We start from the raw sequence: 17516 nt of genomic DNA, 5'->3' as shown, positions 1-17516 counted from the left end.
GGCAGATATGCTCGACCGCATCATCCACGACCGCGCAGGAATCGCACGGTCTGCGGAACGCTCAGAGAGGGTAGATACGCCCGGCCGAGCGCTGCGCCGATCGCCGGCAGGGCGAGCGGATCGGGGTACGCCATGAGCATCGGCTTCAGCTGCGGCTTGAACTTCTGTTTGAACGTGAACAGCGACTGAAAGCCATAGACCGGCTCAAGACTGCGGGCAAGGAAGGACAGCAGGCGATCCGTACCGGCCGAGCCCTCCGATTCGGCTTCACGACGGGCCAGCGGTGCGGCGGAGAGACTCATGAACGCGATGCCACGCTGCTGCATGAGCAGGGCAGCGGATGCAATGAGAAACTCCATCACTCCGTTCATGCTGCCGGCACGCCGACGCATGAAATCGAGAGTCCAGCCGATTACTTCTCCATCCCGATAGGTCGGCATCCAGCTCGTCACGGCTTCGACCACGTCATCTTCCCCGACGGCGAGCAGCAGCGCGACATCTGGATCGCGCAGTTCGTCCAGTCCCCCGAGCGTGAATCCGAGTTCTGGCAGCTTCTTGTCGGCGACCCAGGATTCGGAGATGGCTTCGATCTGCGCGCTGTGGGCGAGTGAGAGCTGCGCCCATGTGGTCCAGACCGCACGGACCCCCACCCGTTCGGCCCGATTGACCGAGGATCGAACGTCTTGCCAGCTCTTACCCTGAGTGGAAAAGGTAGCCGGGTAGACGATGGTTTCTTCCGCGACGACCATCGTCGACCAGCCCATCGATTGAAACTCCGGGAGGAACTCGTTATCCACGCTGTAGAACACCGGGGTCCACCCGTTGTCATCGCAGAAGACCGCGAATTGGCGCACCGCCGCGACAGCAAACTCGGGACGACCAAGCGGGCCACCGGTGGTGATCGCCACTCCGGAGACGACCCGATAGGCCACGGCCGCCCGCTCATCAGCGGCAAACCAATAGTCGTTGCCTTCCCAGAGCGCCATATGTCCGATCGAGCCGCCTCCCTCGAGCAGAAGTACTCGTGCGCGATCACGCTCCGCGAATTGATAGCGGGTGCGGTCCGAGAAGAACAGTGGGCGCGTGGCGAAGATGAGCACGAGCCAAAAGACCGGGCCGATGCCCTGGTAGAGAATGTTGGTGAATGGGGCCACCGGGATGAACGACACGGTTTCCAACCGCAGAAAGCCCACCGGAACGAACCGGTCCGGTAGATCGAGAAGCAGCTGCAGCATGGTGGGCTCGGGACGGAATTGCCGCCGATCGAGCCAGCCCGCGCCGAGGTAGAGCGCACAGAGCGCGATGAAGGTGCCGAGTACGGTCACCAGGAACCGGATCACCGCGCTCGACGGCACGCGCACAGTGAAGTGGCGGAGATTGGCCGCAATGAGGGATGCGACGGCAAGCGGCACGAACACAGAGATGGCGAGCCGAACCACGGGCTCGACGCCGATCGCATAGTCAGAGATCACCGCGTCGCTGCCGAGCGCCGGCAGGAACCCATAGTAGAAGGCCGCGATCATGGCGAGAAACACATTCACCGCAATTGCGACGAGTGCGGCGCTTCGCCGGCCACGCAGCATCCCGAGCGCAGCGACGATCAGCACGACGAGTGGCAGGGGTGCGAGCAGTGCGGTGCCGGGTCCATTGATGCTCGCAAGATCGATCTGGAGGCGGCAATCCGGTGATGACAGATGTCCGAGGCAGTGGTGCACCACTGTCTGCATACGGGGCAGTTGGTTGCGAAATAACATGCCGAGTGGATGCAGCGGGCCATATCGTGCAGGCGTGAAGATGCTGACAAACGGCCCGACCGCGGTGATCATCAGCAGCACAGCGGTGAGACTGCGAGCCTCGTGGTGCGAACTTCGTGCCCACCGGGCGGTCGGGCGAGTGCGCGCCAACAGCATCCCCAGCAGGAGTCCGGCCACCGCCGCGATGATGCGGAAGAGGTCGGAGGGCTGCCCGGAATACAGGAACACGATCGTCAGAGTGCCGAACCCCAGAATGCGCACCCGCCGACGCCACAGCGGGCCGGCGAATGCGCTTGCGGTGAGCAGTGTGCCCGAGATCGCGGTGAAGGGGTCGAGCACGGTCAACTCTTCGATCCGCACTGCCCAGACCTCGCGAGCGAGCAACCCGGCGGCTTGCAGGAGCATCCCGATTCCCGCGCCGAGATAGGCGGTAACCACGAAGGAAAGAAGGGTGCGCCACCAGCCCATCAGCCGTTCGGCGGCACCGACGAGGATGACGAGTGCTGCCACTGCGAGGAGCAGTTCGAACAGCCCCGACGCGAAGAGCACCGAGGTAATCGGGGAGAACAGATTGTGTGTCTCGAGAAAGGTGTCAAGGCCGACAGCGACTGTGGTTCTCAACCGCGGTCGTGGCCCGTCAAGCAGCGATCCGGTGACGAAAGCCAGCACCAGCATGAGACCGGCGAGTGACAGACTTACCCGCCGCTCTCTGATCCAGCGGCCCATCAGAGCCCCCAGCGCGAGGCAAGAATGGGAATTCCCTGCCGAAGCGCAAACTGCACTGTGTGCCAGTCATGGGCAGTTCCCGGGGACACCTCGTAGTGCACAGTCATCCCCGCGGCCCGGGCCGCGTTGGAGACTGTGACCGCTCGCACGCCGTACCGCGCATCATTTTGACCGACGTAGAACATCCCAAGAGTGTCTGTGTACGGGGTTCCGGCCGCAAGGAGTGCCACCGGCGCCGCAGCAGCATATGCCGCTGTCGATCCACCGAAACCTTTCGCGATCGTGGCAGAGAGTGTGGCGCCCACCGGCACGAGCTGCCCGGAGATGTCCAGGATGCTCCCATACAGCCCGTGGAACTTGGCCCCGAGCTGGATGGCGCAGGTTCCCCCCTGGGAGAACCCACCGATGGCCCAGTTTGTGCGGCCGGGCAGCACATGCAGGTTGTGATTGATCCAGTTCGGAACATCCACAGTGAGGTAGGTGGCTGAGTTGCCGAGGGAAGAATCAACACACATCGGGTTGAGCTGTGAGGCGCCGAGTTGGTCGGGGATCACGACGATCGGCGCAAGGCCGGCGTGTGCCGCGGCGAACTGGTCGAGGATCGTCCCGAGCGCACCGGAGGTGATGAGGTTCGCTGGTGATCCCGGCTGGCCGGACAGCATTTCGAGCACCGGAAGTCGAGGCGCGTTCGCCACTAACGCGGCCGGGGGGAGGTAGACCAGGGCGGAACGAGCGGAGAAGTGTGACACCGCCGCGGGAATTATCACTGAACCGATCGTTCCCGTTTTCGGCAGGTCTGCCGGGGCGTGCCAACTCAGCGCGAGCGTTTGCAGACCAGTGCTCGCGGTCGTCGTTGTGGGTGCCGTCGGAGAGACGACGGGGAGAGAGAGCTTTCTGATTGCGTTCACCCCGAGCGCTGAGCCGAGTGTGGGGAATTCTGCGACGTCAATGTTCACTCCAACGGCCCCGGTCAAGGCGAACAGGAAGACCGAAACGCTGGCCAGCACGATTCGCCAGATGCGGCCGCGGCGGATGCTGGCGACTGCGAAGCCGATTCCGCTGACTCCGACGGCGAACCATAGCCGAGTGACAAGAGTGAGAGAGACTCCGAAGCTGTTCCACACATCACTCACCAGCCAGGCAAGCACGAGCCCGACTCCGGCCCCCACCAGTGCGCCGACCAACTGCACTGGCAGCGACCGACGCAGCGGTCGACGCGCGCCGAGCACAACGAGAGCGATGATGGCCAGTCCGTAGATGACCACAGGAAAAGCACCCGATTGGAGCCGAAGGCCGAGCGGTAGGTAAGACATGGGTTCCCCTCATACATCCACGCATTAGTTGCGCAGCCCTATTATGAGCACGGGATCTGACCAACGGACAGCACAAATCCTCTGCCTGTGAGAGCCCTCAGGCAATCGCCGCGATTAGCTGGCCGGTGGCTGTGACGGCCGGCCGATATGGCCCACGTAACGGTTCGCGCAGACGACTATCCGCTGGATGTACTCACGGGGCTAGAAGCCGAGCCGCCCGAGCTGCTTCGGGTCGCGCTGCCAGTCCTTGGCCACCTTCACGCGAATGGACAGGAATACCTGCTTGCCGACGAGCGGCTCGATCTGGGCTCTGGCCCGCGCGCCGACATCCGCGAGTCTCGATCCCTGGTGACCGATGATGATGCCTTTCTGGCTATCGCGCTCGACGAACAGGTTGGCGTAGATCTCCACCAAATCCTTGTCGTCCCGCTCGATGATGTCGTCGATCGTCACAGCAATCGAGTGCGGGAGTTCATCCTCAACACCCTCGAGCACCGCTTCACGCACGAGCTCGCTGATGCGCGCTTCGAGCCCCTCCTCGGTCACCGCATCGGCGGGGTACAGTGCTGCGGAGACGGGCAGAAGTTTGATCAATTCGGCTGCGAGGGTGTCGAGCTGAATACGGTTGGCCGCCGACACCGGGATGATCGCCTCCCACTCGCGCAGCTCCGATACCGCGAGCAGTTGAGCCGCAACCTGTGGGCGCGAGGTCGCGTCGATCTTGGTGACGATCGCCACCTTTTTCGCCCGCGGGTATGAGTCGAGTTGTTCGTTGATGTAGCGGTCCCCCGGACCGATCTTCTCATCCGCTGGCATGCAGAAAGCCACGACATCCACATCCCCAAGCGTCGTCTGCACGATGCTGTTCAGTCGCTCTCCGAGCAGGGTGCGCGGACGGTGCATTCCCGGAGTGTCGACCAGAATCAGCTGGCCGTTTGCATAGTGGGCTATGCCGCGGATGGCGCGCCGCGTGGTCTGCGGCTTTGATGAGGTGATCGCCACTTTCTCACCGACCAGGGCGTTTGTGAGAGTGGACTTTCCCACGTTGGGGCGCCCGACGAAGGACACGAAACCGGCCCGGAACTCTTCAGGGTTGTCGTTGCTCAGCGTCACGCTCAGTCACCATTTTCTTGAGGGGAAGATCCTGTGGGAGTGGATTGGGGGTCGACCTGTGATCCTTGCCCCGTGGGGTGAACGCAGCGAGGGCATCGCTGAGGGCCTGGTGCCGCTCCACGAGCACTGTACTCAGGCGTTTGCGCCGACCCTCCGTGCGCTCAGCGGTAAGGATGAGCCCGGAGATGGTCGCGACCGAGCCGGGCAGGGGCAGACGACCGAGTGCCTTGGTCATCAGACCGCCGACCGAATCGACATCGTCGTCATCGAGGTCGATCTCGAATAGCTCGCCGAGTTCGTCTACCGGCAGGCGTGCGCTCACCCGGTAGTGACCGTCACCGAGGTGCTCGATCTCGGTGACTTCGTGGTCGTATTCGTCCGAGATGTCCCCCACGAGCTCTTCGATCAGATCCTCGAGGGTCACGAGCCCCGCAATGCCGCCGTATTCATCCACGACCATGGCGAGATGGTTGGACTCGAGCTGCATCTGACGGAGAGTGTCATCGGCTTTTTTGGACTCGGGGATGAACTGGGCCGGGCGCACCAGCGATTCAAGGGTGACCGTGTCGAGGCCTGTGGGGCGCTCGTAGCTGAGTCGTGCGACATCCCGCAGGTAGAGCACCCCGATCACTTCGTCGACGTCGATGCCGATCACCGGCACGCGGGAGACGCCACGGCTGAGGAACAGCCCCATCGCCGCGCCGATCGACTCGTCGCTGTCGATGGTCACCATGTCGGTTCGCGGGATCATCACCTCGCGCACGACCGTGTCGCTGAATTCGAAGATGGAATGGATGAGCTCGCGATCGTCTTCCTCGAGCACCTCGAGTTCGGTGGCCTCATCCACCATGCTCAGCAACTGCTCCTCCGACGAGAATGTTGCGGTGCGGCCGGGCGTCACCCGGTTTCCGATGGCGACGAGGGCAGCGGCCACCGGGCCGAGGAAGAGGCGGATAGCGTGTACGGCCCAGGCGGTGGCGCGCGCCACAGCGCGGGCGTGCACCCTCCCAAAACTGCGCGGGCTGGATCCGACCAGGACGAAGGATGCCACCGTCATGATGAAAGCGGATGCGAGCAGCGCCCACCACCAGTCCGCAAACGCATAGGCGAATGTGAGGGTGACGAGTACCGCAGCCGTCGTCTCGGCGACCACACGCGAAAAGTTCACGGCGTTGACGTGTGCCCCGACATCGGCCGCGATCGCGGTCAGCGAGTTGCGGGCACGCGAGGTAGACGCGATCTCGAGTAAATCAGCGCGTGACAGCACGCTCAGGGCGGCATCGGCCGCGGCGAGCAGGCCGCCGAAAACCACCAGCAGCACGGCCACCGAGACGAAGAGCACAATCATGGCGAGACTATTTGGATCGTCGTTCGGCGAGATCGAACCCGGCCAGGATTTCGCGCTGAATACCGAACATCTCCTTCTCCTCGTCGGGTTCGGCGTGGTCGAAACCGAGGAGGTGGAGGATGCCGTGGGTGGTGAGCATGAGCATCTCATCCAACGGGCTGTGCCCGGCCGTCTCCGCTTGCGAAATCGCAACCTGGGGGCAAAGCACGATGTCACCGAGGAGGCCGGCCGGCGTCATCGACTCTTCGGTGCCCGGGCGCAGCTCGTCCATCGGGAAACTGAGCACATCGGTGGGGCCGGGTTCATCCATCCACTGGAGGTGAAGCTGTTCCATCGCCCCCTCGTCCACGAGAACGATCGCGAGTTCGGCATCCGGGTGCACGTGCAGGTGGGCGAGCGCATAACTGGAGAGCTGCTGCAGCGCGACCTCGTCGACCGGGACGACGGACTCGTTGTTGATCTCAATACTCACGGACGACCCTACTTTTCCCGGTCAAAGCGCTCTGCCTGCCGCTCTGCATCGTACTGGGTGTAGGCATCGACGATGCGGCCCACAAGGTTGTGGCGCACCACATCCTCGCTCGTCAAACGGGCGAAATGGATCTCGTCGATCTCATCGAGCACCCGAGTCACGAACTGGAGTCCACTTGCTCCGGCCGGCAGGTCCACCTGAGTGATGTCGCCGGTTACCACCATTTTCGAGCCGTGCCCGAGCCTGGTGAGAAACATCTTCATCTGCCCCGGCGTGGTGTTTTGTGCCTCGTCGAGAACGATGAACGCGTTATTCAGCGTGCGGCCGCGCATGTACGCGAGGGGGGCGACTTCGATAGTGCCGGCGGCAAGCAGCTTGGGCACGACCTCCGGATCCATCATCTCGTTCAGCGCGTCGTAGAGCGGGCGAAGGTACGGATCGATCTTGTCGGTGAGGGTGCCCGGCAAATAGCCGAGGCGTTCACCGGCTTCGACGGCAGGCCGCGTGAGGATGATTCGCTCTACCTCTTTGCGCTGCAGCGACTGCACTGCCTTCGCCATCGCGAGATAGGTCTTGCCGGTGCCGGCCGGTCCGATCCCAAAGACGATGGTGTTTTCATCGATGGCGTCGACGTACTCTTTCTGGCCGAGGGTCTTCGGGCGGATGCTCTTTCCCCGGCTGGTGAGGATGGCCTGGCTCAGCAGCTCGGCCGGGCTCACCCGCAGATCGGTCGCGAGAATCCGAGCCGACTCGGTGACTCGTCGTTCGTCGAGCACGTTCTCGCCGAGTTCACTATCGCTACGCACCATCAAGACCAACTCCTCCACGAGCCGCGCGGCGGCCGACAGCTGGCGAGCATCCCCGTCCAGGGTGATTTCATTTCCCCGCACCAGAACGGAGACCTGCGGATACTGCCTCTCGATCGTCTTCAACAGGCGATCCTGCGGGCCGAGCAGGCGCACCATCGCTACCCCGTCGACACGGATGACGACATGCTGCGTGGATCGTTCCTCGGAAGAGGGGGTGGTGAAATCGCTACTGGCCAAGGTTTCCTTCGGTAAGAGTCCCACCAAGCAGGTGGGCGTGCACATGGAAAACGGTCTGTCCGGCCTGGGGTCCGGTGTTGAAGATGAGACGGTATTGCCCGCCACAGTGTTCGTCGGCAAGATGTTGCACCACCGCGACGACCTCGGCAAGCAGTGCGGGGTCGCCAAGGGCCAGCTCCGTCACATTGGTGAAATCCTGCGTCTTCGGCACCACGAGAAGGTGCACCGGAGCCTTCGGAGCGATGTCGCGGAACGCAATGATCCGGTCATTCTCGAAGACAATGTCTGCCGGGATCTCGCGCGCAACAATGCGCGTGAACAGTGATTTCTCGGCTGGTGTCGACATGGGTCAAGGCTAAGCGACGCTACCGACCAGATGGTGGAAGTTCGCTACCAGCGGCCAAGCCTCGCGTTCAGCACCGCTACGGCCGCGGGGCCGGCTGTCGACGTGCGCAGAATCGTTTCCCCGAGTCGCACCGGTGTTGCTCCCGCGGCTTCAAGCCGGCTGAGCTCCGACGGTGAGATGCCGCCTTCCGGTCCCACCACGATCACTACGTCTCGCTCGTCAGGCTCGAGCGCGCTCATGGCGAGCTCCGCTGTCGGCTCGAGCAGCAACATCCGAGTCACCGAAGCGAGTGCGACGAGCACCGAGAGGGATGCGAGATCACCGACCTCGGGAACCCATGACCGCACCGACTGTTTACTCGCCTCACGCACGATGGCGCTCCAGCGATCGTGGCCCTTACGCACCTTCGCGCCCTCCCACTTCACGATTGAGCGCTGCGCCGACCAGGGGATCACCCCGTCGACACCGAGCTCCGTCGCCTGCTGCACCGCCTGCTCGTCGCGATCGCCCTTGGCGAGTGCCTGCACCAACCAGATCGCCGGAGAGGGCGCGGGGATTTCGATGAGAGTCTCGACCTCCACCACGAACTCGGTGTGCTCGGCCGAGACCACGGTGCCAGAGATGATCAAACCGGCACCATTACCGATCGAAATCGATTCACCGCTGGCGATGCGGCTGACCGTGACGGCGTGCCGTGCTTCCGCGCCCCCGACGGTCACCCGCTCGCCGACGGTGGCCGAGACCAGCTCTTCACTCAGGTAGAAGTGGGCCATGCGATCAGATGTTGAGGAACCGGTCGCGCAGCTTCTGGAATAGGCCCTGCTGGAACTGCGTCAGCGTCGGTGCCGTGGTCTTGCGGGTACTCGCGAACTGCTTGATCAGGTCCTGCTCCTTATGGCTGAGCTTCATCGGTGTCGCCACCTGAACTCCGATCTTGAGGTCGCCACGACCGCTGCCACGAAGGTGGGTGACCCCACGGTCCTTGATCGTGATCACCTCGGCACTCTGCGTGCCAGGCCTGATCTCGACCGAGACGTCACCGTCGAGGGTCTTCAGCGTGGTGGTAGAGCCGAGGATGGCATCCGTCATCTGTACCTCCAGCGTGGCGAGGATGTCATCTCCGTTGCGGCTGAACACATCGTGGTGACGCACCTTGATCTCGAGGTAGAGATCGCCTGCCGTTCCGCCGGCCGGACCGACCTCGCCCTGGTTCGGCATCTGCAGGCGAAGCCCAGTGTCGACCCCGGCGGGAATATCGACCGGGATGTTGCGGCGCGCGCGCACGCGACCCTGACCCTGGCAGGTGGGACAGGGGTTCGGAATCACGGTGCCATAGCCACGGCAGGTGCCGCAGGCGCTCGATGTCATGACATTGCCAAGGAGGCTGCGCACGGTGCGCTGGATTTGGCCGCTTCCATGGCAGATATCGCAGGTGACCGGCGTGGTTCCCGGCGCGCAGCAGGATCCGTTGCAGGTTTCGCAGAGCACGGCCGTGTCGACCTCAATGTCACGCGTCGTGCCGAAGACGACCTCGCCGAGCTCCACCTCCACGCGCACGAGCGCGTCCTGCCCGCGTTCGCGGCGCGAGCGTGGGCCGCGGGTCTGCCCTCCCCCGAAGAACGACTCGAAGATGTCACCGAAACCTCCGAAGCCCTGCCCGCCCTGCCCACCGAAGCCGGTCTGCGGCCCCAGGTCGTACTGCTGTCGTTGCTGCGAATCGGAGAGCACGTCGTAGGCGTGCGTCACGAGTTTGAACTGCTCCGAGGCATCCGCCCCCGGGTTAACGTCGGGATGCAGCTCCCGAGCGAGGCGACGGTACGCCTTCTTGATCTCATCGGTCGTCGCACTGCGATCGACACCGAGTACTTCGTAGTGGTCAGCCAATCGAATTCCCTTTGGTCTTCAGTCCTCGCCGAGGAGGCGGGACAGGTAGCGGGCGACAGCTCTCACGGCCGCGATATTGTTCGAATAGTCCATGCGAGTGGGGCCGATCACGCCGAGACGTGACACCTCTCCACCGGAGATCGAGTAGCCCGTGGTGAGCACCGAGGTCTCCCCCAGGCCGAATGAGGCATTCTCTTTCCCGATCGAAACCGAGAAGCCGTTCTGGTCTGGCTCCATCTCGGCGAACAGCCGCAGCAGTGTGACCTGCTCCTCGATCGCCTCGAGAACAGGGTAGATGCTGCCGCTGAAGTCTTCCTCCGTGCGCACCAGGTTCGCCGTTCCAGCCATAACCAGCCTGTCCTGCCGATTGGCCAGCACCTGCTCGATCAGCGCGGAGACGATGCGACCGACGGCCGCAGTCTCAGAGGCCGCGAATTGCTCGGGAAACAGGGTCAGCTTCTCTGCTGCCTCGGCGAGCCCAAGCCCCCCGAGGGTTGCATTGATCCGTGATCCGAGTTGTGCAAGGAAGCCCTCATCCACCTCGTCCGAGACATCGAGCAATCGCTGTTCGACCCGGCCGGTATCGGTGATCAGCACGGTCATCACCCGCGACGAGGCAACGCGCACGAGTTCGACATGCTGGATCCGTGAACGCGACAGCGAGGGATACTGAACGAGCGCCACCTGGTGCGTGAGCTGCGAAAGCAGCCGGACCGTGCGGCCGAGCACCTGATCGAGGTCGGCGGATGACCCGAGGAAGGTCTCGATCGCGGCGCGCTGCGCGGCACTGAGCGGTCGGAGGTCGGCGAGTTGGTTGACGAACACTCGATACCCCTTGTCGGTCGGGATACGTCCGGATGAGGTGTGCGGCGCCGCGATCAGTTCTTCCTCTTCGAGCAGCGCCATGTCATTACGGATGGTCGCAGCCGAGACGCCAAAGGAGTATCGGTCGACGATGGACTTCGAGCCCACCGGCTCCCGCGAGGCAACATAATCCTGCACGATGACGCGAAGCACGTCGAGGCCCCGTTCCGAAACCATGCTCATCACCCCACTCTCCGTCATCGTGTCGACGTCACATCGCACCGCATGATTCGTGCGAGCGGGACGTGCGAACTGTTCGTGCGAACTGTTCGTGCACAGGCTTGGCACTCACAGGTCTCGACTGCCAATCGTACCGTGAGCGAGTCCAACCGGGGCAGTGGATGCCCGACGGCGGCCGCGCGCCCTCACCAGCCAGACCGCGCGCTCTCACCCGCCAGACCGCGCGCTCTCACCCGCCAGACCGCGCGCCCGGCCGATCTTTCTGCTTGACTATCGGCATGTCAGCGATTCCTCCGAACCCGTATCAGCAGTCCCAGCCGCTCAGCCCAGGCGATGAAAAACTCTGGGCGACGCTCATTCACCTCGGCGGGATCTTCTTCTTCTTCCTGCCAGCACTGGTCGGCTACTTCGTGCTCCGGGACCGCGGTCCATTCATCCGCGAGCACACCCGCACCGCCCTCAACTTCCAGCTCACCGTGCTGCTCGGCTACCTGATCGGCTTCGCGACCCTCGGAATTTTCATCGGCGGCGTGATCGTTTTCGCGGCTGGGTTGCTCAACATCGTGTTCAGCATCATTGCGACGGTCGCCGCCAACCGCGGAAACCTGTACACCTACCCGGTCGCGATCAAGTTCGTCTCCGACTAGAACGCGGCCCTGCCGCCCTGCCGCCCTGTCTCCCTGTCGCCCTGGGCAGTGAACGAACCTAGGGGAGCAGGCGGCGCACGACGGCATCGGCAAGAAGCCGCCCGCGCAGGGTGAGCACGAGCGTGCCGCGAACAGCGGACGCCCCATCTACGAGCCCGTCACCGATGAGACCGGCGATGGCGGTGCGCGCGCTGGAGGGCAGCTGCGCGATCACCAGCCCATCCCGGATGCGGGTGCCGAGCAGCACGCTCTCTACCCGCCTGGTCTCGTCGTCGAGGGTCTCCCGGCCAGCTCCGGGAGACCGGCCGGCGCCGATCCGGTCGGCATAGGCGGCGGGATGCTTCACATTCCACCAGCGCACCCCACCGACGTGACTGTGCGCCCCCGGACCAATCCCCCACCAGTCCTGGCCCTGCCAATAGGCGAGATTGTGCCGCGAGCGATGCTCAACGACATCAGCGGATGACTCCCGCGACCAGTTACTCACCTCGTACCAGCCATAGCCGGCAGCCTCAAGCACCTCATCCGCCAGTTCGTACATATCGGCCTGCAGGTCTTCGTCGGGCCGGGCCACTTCGCCGCGCCGGATTTGCCGGGCGAGCTTTGTGCCATCCTCCACAATGAGCGAATAGGCCGAAAGATGGTCCGGATGCTGCGCGATGGCGTGTTCGAGGGACGTCCGCCAATCGTCGAGCGATTCTCCTGGTGTGCCGTAGATGAGATCCAGGCTCACCTCGAGGCCGGCCTCACGCGCCCACTGCACGACGAGCGGTACCCGCTCGGGATCGTGAGTACGTTCGAGCGTCGCCAGCACATGTGGCACCGCCGACTGCATGCCGAACGACACCCGCGTGAATCCGGCATCGGCGAGAACGCGCAGGTAGACGGCATCCACCGAATCGGGGTTTGCCTCCGTCGTGATCTCGGCATCCTGCGCGAGCCCCCACGTGTCTGCGACGGCCGCGAGCATTGCGGTGAGATCGGTTGCGGGCAGCATCGTGGGCGTGCCACCACCGAAGAACAAAGTGGACGCGGGTCGGTGCGGTAGTTCGGCACGACGCAGGACGTCCCGTGCAAGGTCGATCTCGGCAATGGCCTGGCTGGCATAGTCCGAGCGCTTAGCCCCGCGCAACTCCTCGGCGGTGTAGGTGTTGAAATCGCAATATCCGCAGCGCACCCGGCAGAACGGCACATGAACGTAGACACCGAAGTCGCGTTCGGCCGCGCCGACTACGACGGAGGACGGCAGCGCGCCGTCGGAGGGAGCAGCATCCGCGATGGGAAGTGCGCCAGGCATCAGTTCCCGGGCCTCGGTGGGAGCCCGCCGGAGAGTGAGTCGAAATACCGCCGCGTGTAGTAGGTCTGCGAGAGTCGCAGAACGGGGTAGACCAGCCACCAGAAACCGTTAGCGGGGCGGCTGAATGCACTGATTTCCAGCCAGACCGAGCCATCCGGGGTGTGCTCGACGATGAAGGACTCTTCACCGCTCTCGGGATGTCCCGGCAGGGTTCCGTAAGCGAAACCCTTACGGTTCACCTCGTTCACCACATAGACGACGCGAGCCGGGGCGGTCACGTGGAATGGGCCGAATGGGATGTCGAGCTTGACCGAATCCCCTGGAACGATGAACGGCGCACCGGTGGGAGAGAAGACGATCTCATCGGCAGCTTCGGCAGAGACGACCGGCGCACCAGCCGCGTCGAAGGCGACGGGTACGTAGGTTTGATCGCTGACCGCAGCCGGCACATCCGCGACCTCAATCCGGAATCCGCTGTTGCGCTGGATGCCCCAGGACATCACTTCATTCCAGGCGTAGTCCCACCGGGCATCGCCGTGCCCAATGCGGGACCGCTGACGAAACGGGCGATACCCGACCGGGGATTTGGCCAGCAGGTCGGCAGATTGGGTAGCCCCCACCGTTGCATAGGTGACGGGCTGCTCCCACAGTGGCAGAGGCGCAGGCATCTACCGATGACCGACGTTCGAGCATGGTTGAACGGAAGTCGCAGGCATGGGTGAATTCTACCGGCGCTAGACCCATGCTTCCGGTCTGGACGGGAGGGTCGACCGGCCCGCTCGGCGCTGCCGCAGGCTAGCTGAGCGCGCGGCTCCGCGCGTGCCCGGCGAGCTGGTCGGCATCAAGGGCGAACAGGTCGCGTGCGCCCCCGGTGGCTGCGCCGAACAGTCCGGCTGCCTGCGGAAGCAATTGCTCAGCGTAGAACCGTGCAAGCACCAGTTGGGTTTCTGCAAGGTCGACGTCCCCGGTAGCCTCGCCCGCGAGGGCCGAACGCGCCATGAGCCAGCCGGCCACGCAGAGGCCCCACATACGCAGGTACGGAGACGAGCCGGCGAGCACGGCGTTCGGGTCGGACTGGCCGGTGCGCAGCATCCATCCGGTCGCTGCTTCGAGACAGTCGAGCTGCGTGCGCAACTGCACGCGGATGGTAGCAAAGGCATCTCCCGCAATCGCCAGCTCCGCGTCGATCTCGCGCATGGTCGCGATGAACTCGAAAAAGGATGCCCCGTCGCGAACGGCGAGTTTGCGTCCGACGAGGTCAGCGGCCTGGATACCGTTGGTTCCCTCGTAGATCGGCGTGATTCGCACGTCACGGAAGTGCTGCGCCGCGCCAGTCTCCTCGATGTAGCCCATCCCGCCGTAGACCTGCAGGGCGAGGGAGGTGAGCTCCACCCCGAGGTCAGTACCGAAGGATTTGCTGATCGGGGTCAGGATTCCGACGATTTCGGATGCCCGTACCCGTGCCGCTTCATCCGTACTGTGCGTACTGAGGTCGATCTGCACCGCGTTGAAGAGAACGAGTCGACGCAGAGCCGAGAGGTACGCCTTCTGCGTCATCAGCATTCGGCGCACGTCGGGAAAGTCGATGATGGGTGAATCGACGGTTGCGCCAATCGCCCTGCCCTGAGTGCGTACCTGGGCATAAGACAGCGCACCCTGGTACGCCCGCTCCCCGATCGACAGGCCCTGCGTGCCGACCGAGAGGCGTGCGCTGTTCATCATGACGAACATGATGCGCATGCCGAGGTTCTCCTCGCCGATGAGGTAGCCCGTCGCGTTCTCGTAGGAGAGCACGCAGGTCGGTGCACCGTGAATGCCGAGCTTGTGCTCGATCGACAGACAGGAGACACCATTGTGCTCACCGAGCGAGCCATCATCGTGCACATGGAACTTGGGCACGATGAAGCACGAGATACCACGGGTGCCGGCCGGCGCTCCCGGAGTGCGGGCGAGTACGAGGTGCACGATCTGCTCTGAGAGATCGTGCTCACCGTAAGTGATGTAGATCTTCTGCCCCGTGATCGCATAACTGCCGTCACCGTTCAGCGTGGCGCGGGTGGTCAACCCTCCGACATCCGAACCCGCCTGTGGCTCGGTGAGATTCATCGTGCCGGTCCATTCGCCACTGATCATCTTCGGCAGGTAAGTGGCCTTTTGAGCATCGTCGCCGTAGTGCAGCAGTGCATCGATTGCCCCCTGGGTGAGCAGCGGGCAGAGCGCAAAGGCCATGTTGGCTGATCCGAGCATTTCCTGGATGGCGAGTCCAACCGACCACGGAAAGCCACCGCCGTCGAACTCCTCCGGGAACGGCACTGAGCCCCAACCCGCATCGACGTACTGACGGTAGGCAGACGTGAAGGCCTCCGGTGTGCGAACGGTGCCGTCGGCGTCGCGCGTGGCGCCCTCGACATCCCCGGCCTGATTGGTCGGAGCCACGACCTTCACCATGAAGTCGCCGCATTCCTCGAGAAGATCGACGACAGTGTCGAGATCGGCGTGCTCATAGCCGGGAAGCGCCGCAACCTGCGGATACCCGACGACGTGTTCGAGGACGAAGGCAAGATCCGAGACAGGCGGACGGTAATTGCTCATGTTCGCAGCGTACTGCGCCAGCGATCATTCGCCCACGAACGTTGTACTGACTCACACACCGGTTGGGGCGCGCGGGCTATTTTTTGTCTTTGGTCTCCGTGTCGCCGCTGAGCGCGGCGATGAATGCCTCCTGGGGAACCTCAACACGCCCCACCATCTTCATTCGCTTCTTGCCCTCTTTCTGCTTCTCGAGGAGCTTGCGCTTGCGGGTGATATCACCGCCGTAACATTTGGCGAGCACGTCTTTGCGCATCGCGCTGATGGACTCGCGGGCGATGATCCGTGCGCCGATTGCAGCCTGGATCGGCACCTCGAATTGCTGTCGCGGGATGAGCTTCTTGAGCCGCTCGGTCATCAGCACGCCATAGGCATACGCCTTATCGCGGTGCACGATGGCGCTGAACGCATCCACTGCCTCGCCCTGAAGCAGGATATCGACCTTGACCAGATCCGCATCCTGGTCGCCGGTCGGTTCATAGTCGAGGCTCGCGTAGCCGGCTGTGCGGCTCTTCAGCTGATCGAAGAAGTCGAACACGATCTCGCCGAGCGGCATCGTGTAGTGCAACTCGACCCGGTCTTCGCCGACATACTCCATGCCCTGCATCGTGCCGCGACGGCCCTGGCAGAGCTCCATGACGGTGCCAACGAAATCCTTCGGGGTGAGAATCGATGCTTTCACCACCGGTTCGCTCACCGAGGCGATCTTGCCGCCGGGAAACTCACTCGGATTGGTCACGGTAACGGTCTTCTTATCGTCCGTCGTCACCTGGTAGATCACGCTTGGTGCCGTGGCGATGAGGTCGAGCCCGAACTCCCGCTCCAGACGTTCGGTCACGATCTCGAGGTGCAGGAGTCCGAGGAATCCGCAGCGGAAGCCGAACCCGAGTGCGACGGAGGTCTCCGGTTCGTAGACCAGAGCGGCATCCGAGAGCTTGAGCTTGTCGAGGGCCTCCCGCAGCGCCGGATAGTCGGAACCATCGATCGGGTAGACGCCGGAGAACACCATCGGCATCGGCTCGGAGTAGCCCTTGAGCGCGACGGTCGCTGGTTTGGTGAAGCTCGTGACGGTATCGCCCACCTTGCTCAGACGCACGTCTTTGACGCCGGTGATGAGGTAGCCGACCTCGCCGACACCCAGACCCTTGGTGAGAGTCGGTTCGGGCGCGCTCACACCGATCTCGAGCACCTCGTGCGCACTCTTGGTGCTCATCATCATGATCTTCTCGCGGGGCTTCAGTGCCCCATCGATCATGCGCACGTAGGTGATGACACCGCGATACGAGTCGTACACCGAGTCGAAGATCATCGCGCGCGCCGGAGCCGCCGGGTCGCCGATCGGCGGAGGGATGAGGCGGGTCGCCCGGTCGAGCAACTCCGACACGCCGACACCGGTCTTGCCGGAGACAAGCAGGATGTCTTCCTGGGTGCAGCCGAGCAGCCCGACGATCTCCTTGATGTACTTCTCTGGATCTGCCGCAGGCAGGTCGATCTTGTTGAGCACCGGGATGATTGTCAGGTCGTTGTCGAGAGCGAGGTACAGGTTCGCAAGTGTCTGAGCTTCGATGCCCTGCGCGGCATCCACCAGCAGGATCGCGCCCTCGCACGCGGCGAGCGAGCGGGAGACCTCATAGGTGAAGTCCACGTGACCGGGGGTATCGATCATGTTCAGAGCGTAAGTCTGTCCATCGAGCTCCCAGGGCATCCGCACGGCCTGGCTCTTGATGGTGATGCCACGCTCGCGCTCGATGTCCATGCGATCGAGGTACTGTGCCCGCATATCGCGGTCGCTGACGACACCGGTGATCTGCAGCATCCGGTCGGCCAGTGTTGATTTGCCGTGGTCGATGTGGGCGATGATGCAGAAGTTGCGAATGAAGGCGGGGTCGGTCGACGCCGGCTCGAGGGCCTTCAGTGCTCTGGGGCTCACGCAAATC

At 63.6% G+C, this 17516-nt stretch carries 15 protein-coding genes; 1 reads left to right on the top strand and 14 read right to left on the bottom strand.

Annotated elements, in window-relative coordinates:
* Nucleotides 1–20: 20 nt before the first annotated feature.
* The 10 genes from IWX88_RS04740 to hrcA form a co-directional block, all read right to left on the bottom strand.
* Nucleotides 21–2480 carry a bifunctional lysylphosphatidylglycerol flippase/synthetase MprF gene (locus IWX88_RS04740; RefSeq protein WP_196827643.1) on the bottom strand — a complete coding sequence of 820 codons (2460 nt, stop codon included), beginning with the start codon at nt 2478–2480 and terminating at the stop codon, nt 21–23.
* Nucleotides 2480–3793, bottom strand: a complete 1314-nt coding sequence (locus IWX88_RS04735; protein WP_196827640.1) for an esterase family protein — start codon at nt 3791–3793, stop codon at nt 2480–2482. The genes IWX88_RS04740 and IWX88_RS04735 overlap by 1 nt, the downstream gene beginning before the upstream one ends.
* Before the next feature lie 201 nt (nt 3794–3994).
* Nucleotides 3995–4906, bottom strand: a complete 912-nt coding sequence (gene era, locus IWX88_RS04730) for a GTPase Era (RefSeq protein ID WP_370568168.1) — start codon at nt 4904–4906, stop codon at nt 3995–3997.
* Complete coding sequence (locus IWX88_RS04725) at nt 4881–6254, bottom strand: hemolysin family protein (protein WP_196827638.1); 1374 nt, start codon at nt 6252–6254, stop codon at nt 4881–4883. Before IWX88_RS04725 ends, era begins: the two co-directional genes overlap by 26 nt.
* Before the next feature lie 7 nt (nt 6255–6261).
* On the bottom strand, nt 6262–6726 hold the full coding sequence (ybeY, locus tag IWX88_RS04720; protein ID WP_196827636.1) for an rRNA maturation RNase YbeY: 465 nt from the start codon (nt 6724–6726) through the stop codon (nt 6262–6264).
* Nucleotides 6727–6734: 8 nt separating this feature from the next.
* The gene (locus IWX88_RS04715; protein ID WP_231368898.1) at nt 6735–7691 is read right to left on the bottom strand and encodes a PhoH family protein; all 957 of its coding nucleotides are present in this window, start codon (nt 7689–7691) and stop codon (nt 6735–6737) included.
* Between the two features lie 70 nt (nt 7692–7761).
* Complete coding sequence (locus tag IWX88_RS04710; protein WP_196827631.1) at nt 7762–8118, bottom strand: histidine triad nucleotide-binding protein; 357 nt, start codon at nt 8116–8118, stop codon at nt 7762–7764.
* Nucleotides 8119–8162: 44 nt separating this feature from the next.
* Nucleotides 8163–8891 (bottom strand): 16S rRNA (uracil(1498)-N(3))-methyltransferase, encoded by a 729-nt coding sequence (locus IWX88_RS04705; RefSeq protein ID WP_196827629.1) that lies wholly within the window; start codon nt 8889–8891, stop codon nt 8163–8165.
* Nucleotides 8892–8895: 4 nt separating this feature from the next.
* Nucleotides 8896–10002: a molecular chaperone DnaJ gene (gene dnaJ / locus IWX88_RS04700; protein ID WP_196827627.1), complete on the bottom strand. Its 1107-nt coding sequence runs from the start codon at nt 10000–10002 to the stop codon at nt 8896–8898.
* An 18-nt stretch (nt 10003–10020) separates the two neighbouring features.
* Nucleotides 10021–11043, bottom strand: coding sequence for a heat-inducible transcriptional repressor HrcA (gene hrcA, locus IWX88_RS04695; protein WP_196827625.1), 1023 nt, complete (start codon nt 11041–11043; stop codon nt 10021–10023).
* A 281-nt stretch (nt 11044–11324) separates the two neighbouring features.
* On the opposite strand from hrcA, the gene IWX88_RS04690 reads away from it, so the two are divergent.
* Complete coding sequence (locus IWX88_RS04690) at nt 11325–11693, top strand: DUF4870 domain-containing protein (RefSeq protein WP_196827623.1); 369 nt, start codon at nt 11325–11327, stop codon at nt 11691–11693.
* Nucleotides 11694–11751: 58 nt separating this feature from the next.
* Here the strand turns inward: IWX88_RS04690 and hemW are convergent, their stop codons facing one another.
* From hemW to lepA, 4 genes are all read right to left on the bottom strand, one after another.
* Nucleotides 11752–12990 carry a radical SAM family heme chaperone HemW gene (gene hemW, locus IWX88_RS04685; RefSeq protein WP_196827621.1) on the bottom strand — a complete coding sequence of 413 codons (1239 nt, stop codon included), beginning with the start codon at nt 12988–12990 and terminating at the stop codon, nt 11752–11754.
* Nucleotides 12990–13658, bottom strand: coding sequence for a DUF1990 family protein (locus IWX88_RS04680; protein ID WP_196827619.1), 669 nt, complete (start codon nt 13656–13658; stop codon nt 12990–12992). Before IWX88_RS04680 ends, hemW begins: the two co-directional genes overlap by 1 nt.
* 127 nt (nt 13659–13785) lie before the next feature.
* On the bottom strand, nt 13786–15582 hold the full coding sequence (locus tag IWX88_RS04675; protein WP_196827617.1) for an acyl-CoA dehydrogenase: 1797 nt from the start codon (nt 15580–15582) through the stop codon (nt 13786–13788).
* Between the two features lie 76 nt (nt 15583–15658).
* Nucleotides 15659–17509 (bottom strand): translation elongation factor 4, encoded by a 1851-nt coding sequence (gene lepA, locus IWX88_RS04670; protein WP_196827615.1) that lies wholly within the window; start codon nt 17507–17509, stop codon nt 15659–15661.
* Nucleotides 17510–17516: the final 7 nt, after the last annotated feature.

The organism is Frigoribacterium sp. CG_9.8 (genome assembly GCF_015751965.1).
In the GTDB taxonomy this organism is placed as follows: Bacteria; Actinomycetota; Actinomycetes; order Actinomycetales; family Microbacteriaceae; genus Lacisediminihabitans.
The sequence above is the reverse complement of the archived record's forward strand: the minus strand, read 5'-3'. Positions and strand labels throughout refer to the sequence as shown.